Here is a 20,647-nt window from a genome sequence, read left to right as displayed (position 1 = left end):
CACCCCCTAAAAGCATTGATGGAATTAAATAAAATCCCCACCTCATCAATATGTTTATCTGCTCTGAATAATTCGGGATGCAGGACAGGTATAATACTCCCCACGCTTTCTGCCATGAAAGGACCCCCATGCGCATCATTCATACTGCCGACTGGCATCTTGGCCAGTTTTTCTACACCAAAAGCCGGGCAGCCGAACACCAGGCATTTCTTGACTGGCTGCTGGTGAAAGCAGAAGCACAGCAGGCGGATGCGATTATTGTGGCGGGCGATATCTTTGATACCGGCTCTCCGCCGAGCTACGCACGTGAGCTGTATAACCGCTTCGTGGTCAATCTGCAGCAGACCGGCTGTCAACTGGTGGTACTGGGCGGCAATCACGATTCAGTCGCCATGCTGAATGAATCCCGCGAGCTGCTGGCCTGCCTGAACACCCGGGTGATCGCCGCCGCCTGCGACGATGTTCGTCAACAGGTTCTGGTTCTGAATCGCCGCGATGGCCAGCCCGGTGCACTGCTGTGCGCCATTCCTTTTTTGCGCCCGCGCGATATTCTGCGCAGCCAGAGCGGGCAGTCAGGGCGCGAAAAGCAGCAAAGCCTGCTGGAAGCCATAACTGAACACTATCAGCAGTGCTGGCAGGAAGCGCTGAAACAGCGTGATGCACTGGGCCTGCCGCTACCCATTATTGCCACCGGCCATTTGACAACAATGGGTGTGACCAAAAGCGATGCGGTGCGTGATATCTATATCGGCACGCTGGATGCCTTCCCCGCCGATTGTTTTCCCCCTGCGGACTATATCGCCCTGGGGCATATCCATCGCGCTCAGCGCATTGCCGATAGCGATCATATTCGCTACAGCGGCTCGCCGATCCCGCTCAGTTTTGATGAGCTGGGTAAAGCCAAAAGCGTGTTTCGGGTCGACTTCAGCAACGGCAAACTCAGCGCGGTCGAAGCCTTACCGATCCCGTTATTCCAGCCAATGCAAATGATCAAAGGCTCTCTGGAACAGATTGAGCAGCAGTTGGCGGCTCTCACGGCCGATCCACAGGGTGGCACTATCTGGCTGGACATTGAAATCGTCACCGATGCTTACCTCAGTGAGTTACAGCGCCGTATCCAGGATCTGACCGAATCCCTGCCCGTAGAAGTGGTGCTGCTGCGTCGCAGCCGTGAACAGCGCGAACAGGTCATCGCCCGACAGAACAATGAAACGCTGAATGAATTGAGTGTTGAAGAGGTGTTTTCCCGCCGTCTGGCGCTGGAGGCCGAGGAACCTGAACGGCTGGAACGCGCCAGAGTGCTGTTTGCTCAAACGCTGGAAGCCGTTCGCCATGAGGAGCAGCCATCATGAAAATTCTGACGCTGCGCTTTAAAAACCTCAACTCGCTGAAGGGTGAGTGGAAAATCGACTTCACCGCAGAACCTTTTGCCAGCAACGGCCTGTTCGCCATTACCGGCCCGACGGGCGCAGGTAAAACCACCCTGCTGGATGCCATCTGCCTCGCGTTGTATCACGAAACACCGCGCCTGAAAGGCATCACTCAGTCGCAAAATGACCTGATGACCCGTGATACCGCCGAGTGCCTGGCAGAAGTCGAATTTGAGGTGAAAGGCATTGCCTGGCGCGCCTTCTGGAGCCAGAGCCGCGCACGCGGTGCTGCCGATGGCAACCTGCAGGCACCGCGGGTTGAGCTGGCACGCTGTAGCGATAATCACATCGTGGCCGACAAGGTCAAAGATAAGCTGGAGAGGGTAGCCAGTCTGACCGGGTTGGACTTCGAACGCTTCACCAAATCGATGATGCTGTCACAAGGGCAGTTTGCCGCGTTCCTCAATGCCGATGCCAATAAACGTGCCGAGCTGCTGGAAGAGCTGACCGGCACCGAAATATACGGTCGACTGTCGGCGGCGGTGTTTGATCGCCATAAGCAGGCGAAGGTGACGCTGGATACCCTGCGCGCCCAGTCCAGCGGTATGAGTTTGCTCACCGACGAGCAGCAAGCCCTCCTTAACAACCAGCTGGAACAAAGTGTGGCGCAGGAGCAGGCACTTACTTCGCAACAACAGATCCAACTGAAAAAAAGTCAGGAACTGCAACAGATTGAACGCCTGCAGCGGGAGCAGCAACAGCTGACCGTCAGCGCGCAGCAGCTGGATCAAGAACGTGAGCAGTCACAGCAGGCGCTGGTTCTGGCCACGCAGCAGCAAGAGCAGATCGTGCAGGCGCAGGCGCAACACCAGACGCTGCGTTTGCAACAGGAAACCCTGATCGCCGAACAGGTCCTGCCGCTTGATTTGCAGCTGGCCTCATTGCGCGAACAGCAACAGCAGCTGGAGCGTGAGCGAAGTGAACACCAACTTGCGCTCACCACGCGCCAGCAGGAAAGCGCTAAAAACCAGCAGACTCAACAGGAGAAACAGGCGCTACAGCAGCAGTTGAGCACCTGGCGTGAGGCACATTCGTCGTATGCGCACTATGGTGAGCATCTGCCGCTGTGGCGTGAACGTTTTAGCCAGCAGCAGGAGAGTGAGCAGTCACTGACCGCACAACGCTTGCGATTCCAGGCCCAGCAGCAGCAGATGCAGGAATATGAGCAGTCCAGCCAGCAGCTCCAGCAGCAGCAGGCCCCGTTACAGCAGCAGCTGGCCGCCGCGCAGACCCACCTCGATCAGGCGCAGCAACAGCTGGCTCCGCTGCAACAGCAGCACCCGGAGGAGACGCTGCGCGCCACCCTGGAACAGTTTGCACGCCAGCGTCCACAGCGGCTATTACTGGCCACCCTGCTCCCACAGTGGCAACAGTTGAAGATACGCTTCACGCGCTTACAGCAGGAGCGCCAGACGCTAACGCAACAGATCCAGCAAAACAGTGAGCAGTTACTTACCCTGCGGGCCAGCTGGAAAGAGAAATATCAGCATCAGCAGGACCTGGAAAAGCGCTGTGAGCTGGAGCGACGTATTGCCGATCTGGAACAGCACCGGGCACAGTTGGAACCGGGCCAGCCCTGCCCGCTGTGCGGTTCGGAAACCCATCCGGCCGTGCAGCAGTATCAGGCGTTGCAGCTGTCAGAAAATCAGCAGCGGCTGGACGCATTAAAGCGAGATGTTGAACAGCTGAAAGATCAGGGCAGTGCCTGCGCGGCACAGCTTAAACAGGCGCAACAGCAGGATGAGCGCCTGTTGCAGGAAGAGGCTGAGCTGAACCAGCAGATGCAGCAAGTGGAGCAACAATGGCAGTCCGCCACCACAGCCCTGGCACTGTCACTCAGCCCGCAGCAGCATCAGCAGACCAGCGAATGGCTGGCACAGCAGGATGAGCAGGAAGCGACACAGCTGCAGCAGTTACAGCAGCTGGAGCAAGCGTTGCGCCACTGCCAGCAGCAAAAAGAGGCGCTGTATCAGCATCAGCAGGCCTGGCAGGCCCTGCAACAGCAAATTCAGCTTCAGCAGCAGCAGTTAACCGCCGCTACGCAGACACTGAGCGAACAGCAGCAACAGCTCACTCAGGATGAACAGCGCGCACAGCAGCTGCGCATCAAGCTGGCAGAAGGGGTTGCACCGCTGGGTCTGACACTGCCGCAGGATGGTGATTATCAGCGCTGGCTGCAGCTGCGCGAAACGCAGTGGCAACAGTGGCGCAGCAACAGTGAGGCGCTGGCAGCACTGGCCCCTGAACTGGCGACACTCTCCAGCCGCCAACAGGCGCTGGAAGAAGAGTTACAACAACAACAGGCACGCCTGGCGCAGCTCGACCAGCGCTTGCAACAACAGCAGGAAACGCTGAAACAGTGTCAGCAGCAGCGCCAGACATTGTTTGGCGATCGCGATGTTACGACTGCACAGCAGCAGCTGCGGGCAGAGACGGAACAGCATGTGCAGGCCGTTCGCCAGGCACAGACTGCGTGGCAACAGCAGCAGGACAGGATAAATACCCTGACCGGACAGCATAAATCACTAAATGAGCAGTTGATTAATCTACAATCGCAATTAGATGAAATGGTGAACCAATCAGGCCATGTTGATGACCTGCCTGCACAACGGATGCTACTGGAAAGCCAGCTGAGTCAGTTCAATCAGCAACTGCGCGAGCTGGCCAGCCAGCAGGGTCAGCTACGTCAGCAGCTGCGAGATGACAGCGAACGGCGCACCCAACAGCAGGCATTGCTGGTTGAGATCGCCGCTAACGAACAGCAGCTGGAAGACTGGAGCTACCTCAATCAGCTTATCGGTTCCAAAGAAGGGGATAAATTCCGCCGCTTTGCTCAGGGGCTGACGTTAGATCATCTGGTGTGGCTGGCCAACAATCAGCTTAACCGTCTGCACGGCCGTTATCTGTTGCAGCGCAAATCGCAGGAAGCGTTAGAGCTTCAGGTTGTTGATACCTGGCAGGCTGACGCACAGCGTGATACCCGCACGCTGTCCGGCGGCGAAAGCTTCCTTGTCAGTCTGGCGCTGGCGCTGGCCCTTTCCGATCTGGTCAGCCATAAAACCCGTATTGAGTCGCTGTTCCTCGATGAAGGCTTTGGCACGCTGGATGCGGAGACACTCGACAGTGCGCTTGATGCGCTGGATGCACTCAATGCCAGTGGCAAAACGATTGGGGTGATCAGCCACGTTGAGGCAATGAAGGAACGTATTCCGGTGCAGATAAAGGTGAAGAAAATTAACGGGCTGGGTTACAGCAGACTGGAAACACCGGGGCAATAGCAGCAAACAGGGGCGACCCTCTGCGATCGCCCCTGTTTGCATCAGCGTTATAACGCCGTTTTCACTTTAGCGCGCGGCCCTGGCAGGATACTGCCGTTGCGGCCATCAGCAGAGAGCATCGTGCTCCCGGCAATAATCGCTATATCATGACTTTTGTCGTTGATATTATTTGAGATTTGCTTCACCGCTGCCGTTATCAACATGCCCACCAGGCCATTGTTACTGTTGTCCTGAGCATCGGACGCAAAGCCTTTACCCGCCCAGATCTGTTTACCGGTACGCAGGTCAACCAGACGTGCTACTGCGCTGACCTGAGTCGCGCTGTCCACCACCCTGTATTGGGTGCCGTAGCTGATCACTTCAACATACAGCGCCGCATCAGCATGGAAAATCTCGTGCAGTTTAGCGGTGCTGACACCCTGAGCATCATCGGCACTGGCCAGGCCGTTCTGCTCAAAGGTTTTATCTACCACCGCCACCGGGAACACATAATAACCGGACTCGGCCAGCGGCGCGGTCAGCACCGATACCAGACTGTGGGCAGCCTGAATATCCGGGCTGCTGTTCTTCGCAGGCAACACCACAATCGAGGTGGGTTTGCTGGCACGAAAAGCCGTGTAGTCATAAGGCGTCTGTTTAGCGCAACCGCTCAACACCAGCGCCACAGCCGCGGCAATAAAGATCCGTAATTTCATTATTTCTTATCCTTATTGCGCATCAGAAAATCCATATAAGCGGCTGATTCCGGGAACTGTGATTTTTCGGCATTGAACTGCTGAAAAGCCAGGTCCGGACGGCTGGTTTCCACATATAGCAATCCTATCTGGGCATGCAGGCCAGGAGGTACGGGTTTATTTTTTGCTTTCGCCTGCTCAACCACCGCGTTCAGCGATTCAATCTGTTGTTCAGGTGATTTATCACGTTTGTAATAGCTATAAAGTGAGGATTGATAATCCCCCCAGTAATAAACCGTTTCTTTTTTTTGGGCACAGGCCGTCATTAGCAGCGCGGCGGTAGCCACGCAGACAACGTTAATTATCTTCACTGTTAATTCCTTGTTGTTTTATTTAACCGGACGCCATGCGCCAGATTCGATTCCATTCACCAGATGATTAACTGCTTCGCGTACCGCTAAATCCATCACCTTACCATTCAGCGTGGAGTCATAGCTGGCGGTACCACCAAAGCCAATCACTTCGCGATTAGACAGAGTGTATTCACCGGCGCCCTGAACGGAATACACCACTTCTGAGGTGGTGACATCCACCACATTCAGGTTCACTTTGGCATAGGCTACCTGAGACTTGCCGCGGCCAAGAATGCCCCACAGCTGCTGGTCGCCCACTTCTTTACGACCAAACTCGGTAATATCGCCGGTGATAACATAGTTGGCACCTTTAATGGACTGCTGGCTGCCTTTGTACTGCGCTTCGGCTTTCAGTTCATCAAGGTTAGCGCGGTCCAGCACATTAAAACGGCCAGTCTGCTGCAAATGGGTAATCAGGATGGTTTTCGACTGGTTACCTAACCGATCGACGCCGTCAGAGAATACGCCATTCATATACGCGGAGCGGTTATCAAACTTACCGACAGCAATCGGACTTTTTATGCCCTGATAGTGTGGCTGAGTCGCTGCTGCAACCTGAGGAGCTTCAATAGAACGTGAGGATTCCGTCGCGCAACCGGTGAGTACCGATGCGCTTAATAAGGATAAAACAACAAGGCATTTGGATTTCATTTCATATCCCTGAATGAATTCATAACTCAAATAAAAACCCTGATCCGGAATGAATATCCAGAATATAATCAGCACGGGTTATTATAAAATAAAGGCAGGACGCCTTTGGCACGGAAGACTACCACAGAGAAATTATAAAAATAAACTGAAATGTTTAATTATTTTAATTTATCACGGTCACAAATCACATGGGGGATGTGAATCATAGTCATTTAAGTAAAATAAGCCACTTCTCCTTGATGCAAAGACAAGGGTTATCCGAGCCTTCAGTGATACCTTACTCGCGACCTCATACGGTGGCTTATCCTGCCAACTCATCCTGTCGCCACTGACGCGGGCTGATGCCAAACCAGCGACGAAAGGCACGGGAGAACGCACTGACCTCAGAATATCCCAACAACAGGGCCATTTCGGAAATCGGCAGCTGACGCTGCTGCAAATAGTGTTTCGCCATTTCGCAGCGTACGTTATCCACCAGCGTGGTAAAACTCAGCCCTTCCTCGCGCAGGCGTCGCTGTAATGACCAGCTCGACAGCCCCATTTTTTCCGCCACATCATCCAGTACAGGTTCACCTTGCAGGATCACCCGTTGAACCTGCGCCCGCGCCTGATCGACGATATTCTGCTGCGGCGTACTGCTATTCAGACGCTGGATAGCATCCTGCATCACGCTCAGTAATAAGGGATCACTGTCCGGCATCGCACGGAGCAAATCGCGTTTCGGGATCAGTAAGGAGTTAAAAGGTTGATCGAAATAGACAGGGGCATCGAACACTTTACAGTGCTCATGCCATTGTGAAGGACGTGGGTGTTCGAAATGCACCTCACGCGGCGCCCAGTTTTTTCCAGCGACATGGCGGATCAGGTTAAGGAACATGCCCAGCGTCAGTTCTGCATCCTGACGACGGCAGAGGATAGCGCCGTGGCGTACCTGATAGTCCAGCCGCCAGCAGTCCCCCTTATCCACCAGCCGCGTCAGCGTATCGTGCTGGTGCCAGGGAAACGCGTTCGCCACATTGTGCAGTGCCTGTTCCAGCGTGGCGCTGCACAGACCGATATAGCCAATCAGACCTAATGACTGCGGTTTAAACTGCCTGCCGTAATGTAAACCGAAGTTATCACAACCTGAATACCGTGCCGCTTCTTCCATCACCCGGCAATAATTGATTAAGCCCAGACTGAGCGTGGGTTGTGCCAGCAGCTCCGGGTCGATACCGCTGACGCCAAAAATACGATCAACGTCACCGCCGCTGTGGCAGATAAACTCGCTCAGTCCACTGGCAGCAGCAGCCAGGACCCCACGATTGCAGGCGCTGGCACTGTGCAGAACATGGCTGGTTTCTGAACGGGCCAATGGGTTTGATAACATGATGACTGCCTCCTGCTGCGGTGTGGGCTCTTTACTCCTCTTTACACAGCAAATTGCGTACCAACCGCAACATCGGACAAAATCAGCGTGTTAGCCTACAGACCCGTGCGAATAAGCACTGTGGCGGCGCAGCGTTGCCCGTCCACGGTGCAGTAACGTGATAATTATGCGCCAACAGGCAGATCGCGCGTCTCCAGGTAACGGTGGCACAAACGCACAGAATGATCCGCCCACTGTGGGCCGAGACTTTGCGCCATCTCCGTTTCCGCATGCGATCCCGCCCAGGCCAGCAGTTGGATCCGGCGCTGGATCAGTAGCGCGGGTATCCTTTCCATCTCAGCATCGGTGATATGTGCGACCTGCTCGTAGCCCCGGATCCAGTGATCAACCCATTCTGCAGCACGCGGATGATGCTCAACAAAACTGATCGCCGCCGCCAGATCGTGCAGATACCAGCCGAAACCGCAGTCATCAAAATCGATCACCCGGGTTTCCCCTTTATACAGCAGCAGATTCGTCAGTCGCAGATCGGCGTGGATCAGCCCGTAGTTGCGGGGTTCCTTGCCGAACTCAGCCAGCGTCGATCCCACTCGCGCGATCGTCTCCTCCACAATGCCGTGATCCTGGACGTGCAAATTCGGCGCATCGCGCCAGTCGCCCCAATGGCTTTGCGGGCTGACCATGGTGTGATGATCCCAGGTGATACGTTGGAAATTCGCAGGACGCTGCCAACTGCGGCTATGCTGATGCAGGCGAGCGGTAATATTACCCAACTGCTGAAAGGCACGTGGATCAACATCAGTCCCCGGCATCTCCCCCTCGATCCAGTGGAACAGCACGGCATGACGTACCGAACCCTCCTCCAGCATCAAGGTTTGTACGCGTTGCCCTTCGCGATCGACGACCGCCTGCGGCACATCGATACCGGTTTCACGCAGGGCATCCAGCCACTGCAACTCACTTTCAATATCGGCACGCTGGTGGTAATCCGCCCGGTGCAGCCGCAAGGCATACCGTTTGCCAGCGGCTTCAAGTAGAAAGGTCGCGTTTTCTGAACGGCACAGCAGGCTAAGTTTGCCCTGTAACGCCGCCGGATAGCGCAACAAGGTCATTTCGGCGAGGCGCAGCAATGCTGCATTGTTCAGGGTGTCATATTGTTTTGCGGTCATAGTCTGGCTCCGGAGTCAGTTTCAGGCAGTGCTTCTTTGCCTGACAGCATCCTATCGCTTGCCCTCTTCCGGCTTGACCGCAGACGACCCTGTTTTGACTACAGCGTACACCTGGCACTTTTTTTGCGAGTGAGTTGACCTGAGAGCACAAAAATCATCATGCCCGCGTCAAGTTTCCCCCAACGGGCAACGGCATTATCGAGTCACGCTCTCCAGCCACCTTTACGCCACAGACATCTGCAGCGTAGGTGATGAAGAGGAAACACACTCACGGGGATAACAACATGACAACGAAATTAAAGCCCACGCTGGGCACCATTCATTTGTGGGGTATTGCAGTCGGTTTGGTCATTTCAGGGGAATATTTTGGCTGGAGCTATGGCTGGGGCGTGGCGGGAACACTCGGCTTTTTGCTGACAACGCTAATGATCGCCACCATGTATACCTGTTTTATCTTCAGCTTTACCGAGCTGACCACCGCGATTCCACATGCGGGTGGCCCGTTTGCCTACAGCCGTCGTGCATTTGGTGAGACCGGTGGCCTGATTGCCGGTATGGCCACGCTGATTGAATTCGTCTTTGCTCCGCCGGCAATTGCGATGGCCATTGGTGCCTATCTCAACGTTCAGTACCCGGAACTCAACCCGAAGTACGCGGCGGTGGGTGCCTATATTGTCTTTATGACGTTGAATATTCTGGGGGTGAAACTCGCGGCGATGTTTGAGTTAGTGGTCACCGTACTGGCGGTGTTCGAACTGCTGGTGTTTATGGGCGTGGTCGCACCGGGCTTCAGTATTGCCAACTTTGCCGCTAACGGCTGGGCAGGCGGTGAACACTTCGGCATGCCGGCACTGTCTGGTATTTTTGCCGCGATCCCGTTTGCTATCTGGTTCTTCCTCGCCATTGAAGGCGCAGCGATGGCAGCAGAAGAAGCGAAAGATCCGAAACGTACGATCCCGCGAGCCTATATTGCCGGGATCCTGACGCTGGTGGTGCTGGCCCTCGGGGTGATGTTGATGGCCGGGGGTGCCGGAGACTGGCGCGTACTGTCTAACATTAACGATCCGCTACCGCAGGCAATGAAAATGATCGTGGGTGAGCACTCCAACTGGATGCACATGCTGGTGTGGATCGGTCTGTTCGGTCTGATTGCCAGTTTCCACGGTATTATCCTCGGCTACTCACGCCAGTTCTTTGCTCTGTCTCGCGCTGGCTATCTGCCTGCGGGCCTGGCGAAACTGTCACGTTTCCAGACCCCTCACCGTGCCATTATTGCGGGTGGCGTGATCGGTATCGCCGCTATTTTTAGCGACAGCTGGATCAACCTGCAGGGCATGTCACTGACCGCAGCGATGATCACCATGGCGGTATTTGGTGCCATCGTGATGTACATCATGAGTATGCTGAGCCTGTTCCGTCTGCGCCGCACTGCCCCGGAGCTGGATCGCACCTTCCGCGCACCAGGTTACCCGATCGTTCCCGCGATTGCGCTGGTACTGGCTTTGGTGTGTCTAATTGCGATGCTGTGGTTTAACGCCCTTATCGGTGTGCTGTTTGTGGCGCTGATGCTGGCAGGTTACCTGTGGTTCCTGATGACCAAAAGCCAGCGTGACAACGCACCACATGATGCGATGCTGCATGGCGAATAAGGTCAGATTGCATTAACTCGCCGTTGGGGCCGATCATTTTCCGATCGGCCCTTGTTTTACGCATTACAACGGCCACAACCAGGCCGCACCGCGCACGCCGCTGGAATCACCGTGAACTGCCTGACGTATGGGCGTTTCAAACTCTCCGCCAAACACCCAGTTTTTCACCAGCAGCGGCACCGTCTGATACAACCGCTCGACGTTACTCATTCCCCCACCCAGCACAATCATGTCCGGATCAAGAATATTCACCACGTGGGCCAGCGACTTCGCCAGACGCAGTTCATAGCGGCTCATCGCCAATTCGGCCACCGGGTCCTGTTGTGCCACCCGCTGCATAATCTCCGCGCCTTTTAATGACACGCCGCTCAGGCGCTGGTAATCCGTGGCAAACCCGGTCCCGGAGATAAAGGTTTCAATGCAGCCTGCCTTACCGCAGTAGCAGGGAACCTCTTCCCGGTAGCGCAGCTCATCTTCATCCATCCACGGCAGCGGGTTATGGCCCCACTCCCCCGCATTGCCGTTGCCACCACTGTGTGCCTGGCCATTCAGCGCGACTCCCGCACCGCACCCGGTGCCAATAATCACCGCGAACACCGTTTGTTTGCCTGCGGCCGCACCGTCCACGGCTTCAGACACCGCCAGGCAGTTGGCATCATTGGCGATACGAACCTCACGGCCCAGTCGCTGCTGTAAATCTTTATCCAGCGGCTGACCGTTGAGCCAGGTGGAGTTAGCATTTTTTACTCGCCGGGTATAAGGCGATAGCGTACCGGGGATCCCCAGCCCCACTGTGCCCTGCTGGCCCGTCACTTCTTCTGCGCGGCGTACTAACCCGATAATGTTTTCCAGGGTTTTTTCATAGTCGTCACGCGGCGTGGGGACGCGATAGCGGAACAGTTCCTCCCCCTGGTCGGATAAGGCAATCACTTCTGTTTTCGTGCCACCTAAATCGATACCGATACGCACTTGTTATTCCTCATGATTTGACGGTGAGATTATTACCTTAGAAGGAGCGGTGCGGAAAGGCAATGAAACCCCGCCGCCGATTCGCTATCATGCGCGCTGACTTTGAACTCGCGCGCCTTTTGCGCGTCCGGAGAGGGAATGCAGCATGCTGTGGTTTAAAAATTTGATGGTTTATCGTCTTAATCGCGACATTCCGCTGGTAGCAGACGAGATGGAAAAACAGCTCGATGCCTTCTCTTTCACCCCCTGCGGTAGCCAGGATATGGCCAAGACCGGTTGGGTTTCTCCCATTGGTCCACGTAGCGACGACCTGACGCACGTCACCAACGGTCAGATTCTGATTTGTGCGCGCAAAGAAGAGAAAATGCTGCCATCGCCGGTGATCAAGCAAGCACTGGAAGCGAAAATCAGTAAACTGGAAGCTGAGCAATCGCGCAAGCTGAAAAAAACAGAAAAAGACTCTCTGAAAGATGAAGTGCTGCACAGCCTGTTGCCACGCGCCTTCAGCCGTTACAGCCAGACCTATGTGTGGATAGACACCGTTAACAACCTGATTATGGTCGACTGCGCCAGCGCGAAAAAAGCGGAAGATACGCTCGCCCTGCTGCGTAAAAGCCTCGGCTCACTGCCGGTGGTGCCGCTGACGCTGGAAAGCCCGATTGAACTGACGATGACAGAATGGGTGCGTTCCGGTGAACTGCCGGCAGGATTTGCGCTGATGGATGAGGCTGAACTGAAAGCGATTCTGGAAGATGGCGGCGTGATCCGCTGCAAGAAACAGGATCTGGTGTGCGACGAGATCGCCAACCATATCGAAGCCGGAAAACTGGTGACGAAACTGGCTCTCGACTGGCAGGAACGCATTCAGATGATCTTGTCTGATGATGGTTCGATCAAGCGCCTCAAATTCTCAGACATCCTGCGCGAACAGAACGACGATATTGATCGGGAAGATGTGACAGGACGTTTTGATGCTGACTTTATTCTGATGACGGGCGAGCTGGCTGCGTTAATCAGCAATACTGTGGAAGCGTTAGGTGGCGAAGCAGAGCGTTAATGCTGTTGCGGGCGACGCATGCGTCGCCCCTACACGTAGGGGTCGGGCATGCCCGACCCTGCTTAAATCAATCTTTCAGATAACGGCACAGATACGCAGAAGGCTCAGCCACCTGCAAATGGAACTCACTGTGGCCCGGCACGTTAAAGATCTGGCCTGGCTGATAGAGTTTCCACTCAACTTCCCCTGGAAGTAACACTTTCAGGGAACCACTGACCACGGTCATCTCTTCTGCCTGAGCCGTACCAAAAGTGTACTCGCCTTCAGCCATCACACCCACACTGGCACGACCTGTGCTGGCGCTCTCATAACCAATCGACTTCACTTTACCGTCGAAATACTCACTAACATTGAGCATATAATTTCCTTAAAATCAGAGACAAAGGTAAGTTTGCAGTGTAGAGCGATAATTAACAGGCTGTCACGCACTATTGCGTACCACGCACTGCAATCGTGACTTATACCAACAGTTCTGCCGCCAAACGGGCAATCAGCATGTTAGACAACAGTACCGGAATACCGAGAAGTGCCTGTAAAAAATCGCGATGACGCGGGTGATAGCCCATGCAGTCCAGCACCACCACATCGGCACCTTGCTCCTGTAATGATAATGCGGCCTCAATAAGCGGCTCATCATTGGCATGATACGGGCTGGCAACGGCAAAACAGGGGGGATGCTTCAGGTTTTTCCATTTATTCTTCTGAGCATGAATTTGCCCGGCAACCGATACCACGATCCCGACCTGATGCCCGCCAACAATGGCCTTCACCAGCGGAGGGACCAGACGGTCAGGCTCCAGCAGCACCGCGGTACTGGCGTAAAGGGGGCCGCAGTCACCCGAACACAACAGCAGGATAGTGTCGTACCCGCACTCTTCTAACATCAGAATGCGCTGCTGCAATTCCGTTGTGATTTTCTCAGCCGACACGCAGACCTGGCTACCGTCATTCAGCCGGATAACCTGCATTTTGCCCCCTTTGTCGGGCGCATATTGCCGCTCAATTTGCGCATGCGTCAGGTCATCAAGCAGCCCGACATGAACGATTTGCTCTTCAGGAAGATGCTCCAGCAGCAGCGGCAGAATGTCGGTGCGTGGAGACTGCCCACAAGAGAGAGTAACCAGAGATGGCTTCATAGTGCATAGTTCCACTGACAACAGGCTATCATCCTGCTTAATCTTTGGCGGCTGCTTAACCTCTCCCCCTGGGGCGAGGGCGCAATGGCCTTTGGTATTCTCTACTGAATAATAGCAGTAACCCCCCGACGCCCTTTGATTATCCTTGAACCTGATCTCATCAATGTGCGACCCCACACAGAAACAGGGGTTAGATCACATTGAACAACGTCAGTTTCAGGCAAAAAAGAGAGATCCCCTGAGGTATCAGGGGACCCCTTCTGGGGATGATCATCCTGCCTCTGACGGGCTGTTTCAGATAATCATGTCACTACGTGGTACTGCAGGTGCCCTGGTGGAGGCGTACTTCATATCCGAAAGGAGATGAGGTAATTACTGCAGGGCAGAGGTCATATTGCCTCCCTGCCCTGCGCGGTCACCGTATTTCCCCGCCAGCTCACGCGTCACAATCTGTAATGCGTCCAGTGCGGAGGAAGAATAAGGTGACGCATGATGCTCAGACGGAAACGACAGGCAAAGTGCGACCGTTTCCCCCCGATGTTTATTGGTAATCGTGGTGGATACCGCACTGATCCCCTGTAAGGTTTCATTGCGTGCCAGCGCCCATCCTTGTTGACGAATACTGGCCAGTTCAGTGAGCAATTCATCCAGCGTCTGCGGAGAATTCGGGGAGTTCACCTGCCAGCTTCCGGCATAGAGTTTTCGGACATAATCATCGCTATAACGGGAGAGGATCGCCCGACCAACCGACGTTTCTGCCGCTGGCAGACGGCTCCCTGGCGGAGTAACAACCTGAATGAACATTCGGCCCTGAAACATGCGCATCACCATAATCTCACGCCCTTCCAGCACGGAGATATAGCCCGTACAGCTGGATTCCGCAGCCAGCCTCGCCATCATTGATGACGCGCCATCCACCAGCGGCGTGGAGAGATAGTTACTGGCCAGCGTCAGCAGCATATGGCCGACATGAAAGCAGCGGGTATCGGGATCGCGCTCCAGCAATCCCTGGTTTTCCATGGTAGAGAGCAGCCGCGAAACGGTGCTTTTCGGCAGCCCCAGCGCCTGGGCAATATCGGTAAACGTCAGGCCTGGCTGGCCCTGGCTCACTCCACTTCGATTAAAAAGTTTCAGTACCGCCGTCGCATTCTCTAAGGTGGTCATACCTTTTGTTCCACTATCAGGAACTTCTGTTCCTGTTTTCCCGTTTTGATAAACCTACGGCGGGGCGGAATCAGGGTCAAGCATTAATTTGGGTGCAGGAGGAAGGTCACCGATGTGATCATTTTGTCAGGACAGAAGGCGATACTTAAATATGCCAGAGAGGGTGAAATTGCGGGTATTTATGGCGATATATAGCCGAGCCATAGCCAATTATACTGTGACGAGGAGAGATTAAAAGTAAGATTATTCGTAAGAAGTTGCGACAATCTTGCGGGGGAATAACGGGTGTCGGCATCCTTGCCTGTACACACTATTCTTTATTCTTTCGACTGGTCTTCATAGCGTTTTTTAGCATCCAGCGCTTCCTGCTCGGTTTTATGCTCGCTGATCAAAGAATCAGGTTTCGGATGGTCGGCACGGAGTTCATACCAGATCACCGATTTGCCGGGCGCGCCTTTCTCGACCGGTATGATGTTCGCTTCTCGTGGATATGGTGGTCTGCCTGGCATAGTGCCCCCTTTTGATGTCAGTAAACGTGCGCGGCCAGTATGATGACCTTACCTGAGTATAGACAATCGAAACGGTTTATCTGCGGGACAAGGGAGAAAGCAGGCAAGAGGGGTGCAGGCAACGCTGCACCAACAGAGAATTTAGCTGGCGCGGGCGAGAGAAAGCACGCTGAGGATCTGGCTGACGACGCCGTCAGGGGACTGCATAGCGTTAATAATATGGTGTGAAGTCTGGCGATATAACGCATCACGCGCCGCCAGCACTTCAACCATCTCTTCCGCAATCGGCCGCCCGGTCAATGTCGGACGCTGTTCGGCTTCAGGATAGGCTTCAAGACGGTCTGCCAGCACAGCGGCATCGGCATTCAGGTAGATGACCTGGCCATGTTCACGCATAAACTGGCGATTTTCTTCGGATAAAACCATGCCGCCACCCGTGGCGATCACCGTTGAAGGTGCAGTGACGGTTTTCAACGATGCGGTTTCACGCAGACGGAAGCCCGGCCATCCTTCACCAGCCACAATATCCGCAACGGTTTGCCCGCTAAACTGCTGCAATGCATGGTCGGTGTCACAGAAGGCGTACCCTAATGCCAGCGCCAGGGCATGACCAACGGTTGTTTTTCCGCAGCCGCGTGCGCCGACCAGATAGATGGGTAATGACATAACAGGCACTTCCTTTAGCAAACAGCCGACGCCGTTAATTGCACGCAGCAGGCCAACCAATGATTAACGTTGCAGCGCATAATACCCGACATTTTCCCAGCGGGCCAGTAGTAACGTTTTATTTACAGCGCAGCATGCACGATAACCCATCAAGATATTGTTTAATAAAAACTTATAGGTGTAATTATTTATTTACACATAGTAAATGCACGCCTTTATTGCCGCAACATTTCCTTACGCCAGCATGATTTACTTTCCCTACGGTCTTGCCACTATAAACGCTGTCGCCCGTTTCCGGAGAATCATTATGCAGAACGAAGAACAGCAGTTAATTGACAGCCTGTTTACCCGATTGAAACAGGCGGAGTCACAGTCCGGCCCCCGTGACAGTGCGGCAGAGAAACTGATCCAACAGCAGGTGCAGCAACAACCCGGAGCGCCTTACTACATGGCGCAAGCCCTTCTGATTCAGGAGGCGGCAATGAAGCAGCTAAACGCACGCGTTACTCAGCTGGAAAGCGAGCTGACGCAGGCCCGGCAACAACCGCAGCAGAGCAGCGGAGGCTTCCTCTCCGGGCTGTTTGGCGGGGGGAACCGTGCGCAACCCCTACAGCAGCCCCCCGCGGCCACACAGCCCTGGAATAATGCGCCAGCCCAGCCACAGCAACCGGCTTATGCCGCAGCGCCTGCTGCAGGTCGTGGTTTCCTCGGCGGTGCATTACAGACCGCTGTTGGCGTCGCCGGGGGCGTCGTCATGGCCGAGATGCTGACCAGTATGTTCCACCACCAGCAGCCGGAAGAGATCGTCAATATTATTAACGAACCGGCGCTACCAGACCCTGATCTCAGCAATAATCTCGACACGTTTAATAACGGCAGCGACAACACCTCATTCCTGGCGCAGGACAACGGTCTGCAACAGGATTATGCCAATGACGATTTCAGTAATGACGGTTTTGATGACAACGATTTTGATGATGACAGTTTTGTCTGAATAATGATCATGCCTCTCCTGCAAAGCGGGAGAGGCTGTCTGTCATTTACGCTGTTGTTGTAACCATTTATCCAGTTCGTTGGCAAACTGCTGACGGTCACGCTGGTTCAACGTGGGCGGTCCACCCGTCTGCACCCCACTGGCGCGCATCGTGTCCATAAAGTCACGCATCGTCAGACGCTCACGGATAGTCGCGTCACTGTAGCGTTCACCGCGTGGATTCAGCGCTATCGCGCCTTTCTCCATGACTTCCGCTGCCAGCGGGATATCCGCCGTGATCACCAAATCCCCCGCTTCAGCCCGCTGCACAATTTCATTATCTGCCACGTCAAACCCTGCCGGAACACGCAGGGTCCGCAGAAAACGCGACGGCGGCACGCTCAGTGACTGATTAGCGACCAGCGTTACCATCATCTGCTCGCGCTCTGCTGCACGGTACAGTACTTCTTTAATCACTTTCGGGCACGCATCGGCATCCACCCAGATTGGCATCGCCATTTCCTTTTACTGAGAGTCGAGAACAATCACGATCTTCAACATTGTTTCCCACAATGGCAACCTAAAATTCAGGCATCCTTTGAGGTTTAAGCCTGACCCAAGCTGAGTTAAGGTGGAGGAATGGCATCAGCCAGATTCTGACAGACTGAATAAACAGGGAGATCGTCATGGATAAGAAAGTAGGCTTTATTGGCTGCGGTAATATGTCTAAAGCCATTATTGCGGGCCTGGTCGCCGCGGGTCAGGTCAAACCTGAAAACATTCTGGTTTTCGACCGTAAACCCGCCACCAACCAGGCGATGCAACAGCAGTACGGCATCACCCCGGCAGAGAGTGCCGAAGAGGTCGCCCGCCAGTCCGATATCCTGTTTGGCGCAGTGAAACCCAATGTGATCCTGTCTGTATTGAAGGATATCGCTGGCAGCCTGCACAAAGAGACAGTGATCGTCTCCATCGCTGCAGGCGTCACTTTGGACTCGCTGGCCACCGTGCTGGGGCATGATCGTAAAATTATACGTGTGATGCCAAATACCCCGGCGCTGGTCAATGAAGGCATGACCTCGGTAACGCCTAACGTGCTGGTGACCGCCGAAGAAGCCGATGAAGTGGTGCAAATTTTCAACGGCTTCGGTAAAGCCGCGCTGGTGCCAGAATATCTGATTCATGCGGTGGTCGGCGTCAGTGGCTCAGCGCCAGCCTACGTGTTTATGTTTATTGAAGCGATGGCGGATGCCGCCGTGCTGGGGGGAATGCCGCGCGCGCAGGCTTATCAATTTGCCGCGCAAGCGGTGAAAGGCGCGGCGCAGATGGTACTGGAAACCGGTAAACATCCTGGCGAGCTGAAGGATATGGTGTGCTCACCGGGCGGTACCACCATCGAAGCCGTCAAAGTGCTGGAGCAGAAAGGGTTCCGTTCTGCGGTGATCGAAGCGATGCAGCAGTGTATGGCGAAATCTGAGCAGATGAGCAAACAGTAATCCCCCCGGTGCCGCGCATCCGGCGGCACCGTTCCGTTTTTTACCCCATCATGCTCGGCACAATAATCAGCAGAAAAATCACCACGATCAGCGTGTGCTTCAGCGCGTAATAGAGCGTGCGATTGCATTTTTTCAGGTGCTGCCCTGCATCCCGGGCGCGGTTAACGTATTTAAAGATACGGTTGATGCCGCCAACACGATCTCCCTCATCATTGGGTGAACTGGCGGCGGACATGATTTTTGCCCCAACCCAACGATTCACGGCCTGCGCCCAGGGCCATTTCATCGGGCGTTCCACATCACAGAAGAGAATAATGCGTGTTTCCTCACTCGTATTTTGCGCCCAGTGCACGTAGGTTTCATCGAAGAACACCGCTTCACCATCGCGCCAGCTGTGCCGTATTCCATCCACCTCAATAAAACAACGTTCATCATTTGGCGTTATCAGCCCAAGGTGATAGCGCACCGATCCCGCGTAAGGATCGCGATGTTTACCCAAATGGCTCCCCGCGGGAAGCTCGGCAAACATGGCCGCTTTAACAGCGGGGATCTCACTCAGTAATGCACTCGTAAGCGGGCAAAGCTGTTGCGCCGAAGGATGCGCATCGCCGTACCATTTCAGATAGAAGCGTTTCCAGCCGCGCTTAAAGAAGGTATTGAATCCGGCGTCATTAGGCGACTGCGCGGCTTTGATATGCTCCTGTAAACGTACCGCCTCCTCCCGAATAACCTGCCAGTTATCGGTCAGCTTTTTTAATTCGGGAAAAACGTCGTGATCAAAATAAGGCTGTTTACGCGGCAGCAGGCACAGACCGGTCATAAACATATTGATGGGCGCCATAAAGGTTGAGTGGTCGAATAACTGTCGTGAGAATTTCAGCTTTATCCGTCCACGCGAGTGGGCATAGATCACGCTAATAATAAAAATACCGATAATGATGAAAGCCACCATACAACACATCCTGTAGTTGTTAGTGAATAACGCGCAACGACCCGGCAGACCGGTGAGGCGTTGGAGAGGGAATAGAGTTTAGGAAAAGAAAATGGCACTGACATTAACAATCAGTGCCACTGATGACCTGAGGCGATAAAAATGGCTCAGGAGGCCCATCCACGGGACGGTAGCCCACGATGTATTAGCTTTTTTTCAGGCAATTGCTCATAAAGGTTTTGCGCTCGTCGCCTTTCAGGTTTTTTTCACCTGCCCCGGCATTACAGGTTTTCATCTTCATTTGCTGCGGCGTCATGCCATCCATCTTGCTGTCTTTCTTCAGACAGTTGCTCATAAAGGTTTTGCGCTCATCCCCTTTCAGGGCCTTATCCCCTGCCTGCTGATTACAGACGGTCATTTTTTGCTGCTGTGCGGTTTTCTCTGCGGCGCCAGCATAACCGGCCGCCGTCAGTGAGAACAGGGCAGCCGCTATCAGTAACTGAACTTTCATTCGCATACCATCCCATTATTGTTATAAGCACAATGATCAGTGTGGCACGGCTTTTGTTTTCAGCGAGCGGGTAAACAGGAATATTTTCAAAAAGTGATATGAAAGCGCCCATCACCACATACATGTGAGTTCGATGTGCGTTTAATTGAATCGTGGAACTACTGTCGGGGATGGTGTAACAGGCGATGAATATAACTTTCCAACAAAGAAGCGTCTTTCTTATAATCTGAAGCCATTGCGGTTGATGCCGTCTGCATCGCCTCAGAAATATGGGTATTTATTTGCTGAAGCTGTTCGCCATCCAGCTTACGCAGCAGTGCCGTCACGACGATTTCCAGCGCTTCGACCTGAGCCACCAGTTCTTTCGACTCTTCTTCTTTTTCCGCCAGCCTTACCAGTAATTCAGCAATGAGGTTTTTCATGCGACTGTCTCAGCGAGTTAAAGCAAGACGTTATCATCCACATCAAAAAAAGAAAACTGATATTCGCTTTATATTTTCGTGACTTATGCCCCAAAACAGAGCAATTAAAGCGATGTTTTTTTCGAAACGTTTCGCTGACGCTCTTCCTGTTTAAACGCTGGCACTCACTTTCGGGGACCG

Annotated in this window: 20 protein-coding genes and 1 pseudogene; 6 read left to right on the top strand and 15 right to left on the bottom strand. The window is 54.1% G+C overall.

What is annotated here, in order from left to right:
* Positions 1-128: 128 nt before the first annotated feature.
* Entirely contained in the window at positions 129-1,352 is a 1,224-nt protein-coding gene (gene sbcD, locus WH279_RS09075) for an exonuclease subunit SbcD (RefSeq protein ID WP_339455965.1), read from the top strand.
* Positions 1,349-4,708 (top strand): AAA family ATPase, encoded by a 3,360-nt coding sequence (locus WH279_RS09070; RefSeq protein WP_339455963.1) that lies wholly within the window; start codon positions 1,349-1,351, stop codon positions 4,706-4,708. The genes sbcD and WH279_RS09070 overlap by 4 nt, the downstream gene beginning before the upstream one ends.
* 47 nt (positions 4,709-4,755) lie before the next feature.
* Here WH279_RS09070 and WH279_RS09065 read toward each other — a convergent pair whose 3' ends face one another.
* The 5 genes from WH279_RS09065 to WH279_RS09045 form a co-directional block, all read right to left on the bottom strand.
* Positions 4,756-5,403 carry a DUF799 domain-containing protein gene (locus WH279_RS09065; protein ID WP_339455961.1) on the bottom strand — a complete coding sequence of 216 codons (648 nt, stop codon included), beginning with the start codon at positions 5,401-5,403 and terminating at the stop codon, positions 4,756-4,758.
* Positions 5,403-5,708 (bottom strand): DUF4810 domain-containing protein, encoded by a 306-nt coding sequence (locus WH279_RS09060; RefSeq protein WP_234472240.1) that lies wholly within the window; start codon positions 5,706-5,708, stop codon positions 5,403-5,405. Before WH279_RS09060 ends, WH279_RS09065 begins: the two co-directional genes overlap by 1 nt.
* Before the next feature lie 63 nt (positions 5,709-5,771).
* Positions 5,772-6,446, bottom strand: a complete 675-nt coding sequence (locus WH279_RS09055) for a CsgG/HfaB family protein (RefSeq protein WP_339455959.1) — start codon at positions 6,444-6,446, stop codon at positions 5,772-5,774.
* Positions 6,447-6,747: 301 nt separating this feature from the next.
* Positions 6,748-7,815, bottom strand: a complete 1,068-nt coding sequence (gene qhpR, locus WH279_RS09050) for an AraC-like transcriptional regulator QhpR (RefSeq protein ID WP_339455957.1) — start codon at positions 7,813-7,815, stop codon at positions 6,748-6,750.
* Between the two features lie 164 nt (positions 7,816-7,979).
* Positions 7,980-8,984 (bottom strand): phosphotransferase enzyme family protein, encoded by a 1,005-nt coding sequence (locus WH279_RS09045; RefSeq protein WP_339455955.1) that lies wholly within the window; start codon positions 8,982-8,984, stop codon positions 7,980-7,982.
* A gap of 284 nt (positions 8,985-9,268) precedes the next feature.
* On the opposite strand from WH279_RS09045, the gene eat reads away from it, so the two are divergent.
* Complete coding sequence (gene eat, locus WH279_RS09040; RefSeq protein WP_339455953.1) at positions 9,269-10,633, top strand: ethanolamine permease; 1,365 nt, start codon at positions 9,269-9,271, stop codon at positions 10,631-10,633.
* Positions 10,634-10,696: 63 nt separating this feature from the next.
* Here eat and mak read toward each other — a convergent pair whose 3' ends face one another.
* The gene (gene mak / locus WH279_RS09035) at positions 10,697-11,602 is read right to left on the bottom strand and encodes a fructokinase (RefSeq protein WP_133846269.1); all 906 of its coding nucleotides are present in this window, start codon (positions 11,600-11,602) and stop codon (positions 10,697-10,699) included.
* A gap of 145 nt (positions 11,603-11,747) precedes the next feature.
* On the opposite strand from mak, the gene rdgC reads away from it, so the two are divergent.
* Positions 11,748-12,659 carry a recombination-associated protein RdgC gene (gene rdgC / locus WH279_RS09030; RefSeq protein WP_133846268.1) on the top strand — a complete coding sequence of 304 codons (912 nt, stop codon included), beginning with the start codon at positions 11,748-11,750 and terminating at the stop codon, positions 12,657-12,659.
* Positions 12,660-12,726: 67 nt separating this feature from the next.
* On the opposite strand, the gene ppnP is transcribed toward rdgC, so the two are convergent.
* From ppnP to aroL, 5 genes and pseudogenes are all read right to left on the bottom strand, one after another.
* The gene (gene ppnP, locus WH279_RS09025; RefSeq protein ID WP_133846267.1) at positions 12,727-13,017 is read right to left on the bottom strand and encodes a pyrimidine/purine nucleoside phosphorylase; all 291 of its coding nucleotides are present in this window, start codon (positions 13,015-13,017) and stop codon (positions 12,727-12,729) included.
* 100 nt (positions 13,018-13,117) lie between these two features.
* Entirely contained in the window at positions 13,118-13,795 is a 678-nt protein-coding gene (locus WH279_RS09020; protein ID WP_339455950.1) for an AroM family protein, read from the bottom strand.
* A gap of 372 nt (positions 13,796-14,167) precedes the next feature.
* Positions 14,168-14,962: pseudogene (locus tag WH279_RS09015) on the bottom strand (IclR family transcriptional regulator); the annotation flags it as partial.
* Between the two features lie 314 nt (positions 14,963-15,276).
* Complete coding sequence (locus tag WH279_RS09010) at positions 15,277-15,468, bottom strand: YaiA family protein (RefSeq protein WP_133846264.1); 192 nt, start codon at positions 15,466-15,468, stop codon at positions 15,277-15,279.
* Between the two features lie 141 nt (positions 15,469-15,609).
* Positions 15,610-16,134: a shikimate kinase AroL gene (aroL, locus tag WH279_RS09005; protein WP_339455947.1), complete on the bottom strand. Its 525-nt coding sequence runs from the start codon at positions 16,132-16,134 to the stop codon at positions 15,610-15,612.
* A gap of 307 nt (positions 16,135-16,441) precedes the next feature.
* On the opposite strand from aroL, the gene WH279_RS09000 reads away from it, so the two are divergent.
* The gene (locus WH279_RS09000; RefSeq protein ID WP_339455944.1) at positions 16,442-17,128 is read left to right on the top strand and encodes a DUF2076 domain-containing protein; all 687 of its coding nucleotides are present in this window, start codon (positions 16,442-16,444) and stop codon (positions 17,126-17,128) included.
* Between the two features lie 42 nt (positions 17,129-17,170).
* Here the strand turns inward: WH279_RS09000 and WH279_RS08995 are convergent, their stop codons facing one another.
* On the bottom strand, positions 17,171-17,620 hold the full coding sequence (locus tag WH279_RS08995) for a YaiI/YqxD family protein (protein ID WP_339455942.1): 450 nt from the start codon (positions 17,618-17,620) through the stop codon (positions 17,171-17,173).
* Between the two features lie 173 nt (positions 17,621-17,793).
* On the opposite strand from WH279_RS08995, the gene proC reads away from it, so the two are divergent.
* The gene (gene proC / locus WH279_RS08990; protein ID WP_227535771.1) at positions 17,794-18,603 is read left to right on the top strand and encodes a pyrroline-5-carboxylate reductase; all 810 of its coding nucleotides are present in this window, start codon (positions 17,794-17,796) and stop codon (positions 18,601-18,603) included.
* Between the two features lie 40 nt (positions 18,604-18,643).
* On the opposite strand, the gene lpxO is transcribed toward proC, so the two are convergent.
* The 3 genes from lpxO to iraP all read right to left on the bottom strand — a co-directional run bounded on the left by lpxO (position 18,644) and on the right by iraP (position 20,467).
* Positions 18,644-19,555: a lipid A hydroxylase LpxO gene (lpxO, locus tag WH279_RS08985; protein ID WP_339455939.1), complete on the bottom strand. Its 912-nt coding sequence runs from the start codon at positions 19,553-19,555 to the stop codon at positions 18,644-18,646.
* Positions 19,556-19,739: 184 nt separating this feature from the next.
* A complete protein-coding gene (locus tag WH279_RS08980; RefSeq protein WP_133846258.1) occupies positions 19,740-20,045 on the bottom strand; it encodes a PsiF family protein in 306 nt (101 codons plus the stop codon).
* A gap of 158 nt (positions 20,046-20,203) precedes the next feature.
* A complete protein-coding gene (gene iraP, locus WH279_RS08975) occupies positions 20,204-20,467 on the bottom strand; it encodes an anti-adapter protein IraP (protein WP_339455936.1) in 264 nt (87 codons plus the stop codon).
* Positions 20,468-20,647: the final 180 nt, after the last annotated feature.

The organism is Erwinia sp. MYb375 (assembly GCF_037479175.1).
GTDB lineage: Bacteria > Pseudomonadota > Gammaproteobacteria > Enterobacterales > Enterobacteriaceae > Erwinia > Erwinia rhapontici.
Note: the sequence above shows the minus strand (reverse complement) of the source record. Positions and strands in the feature narration are given on the sequence as shown.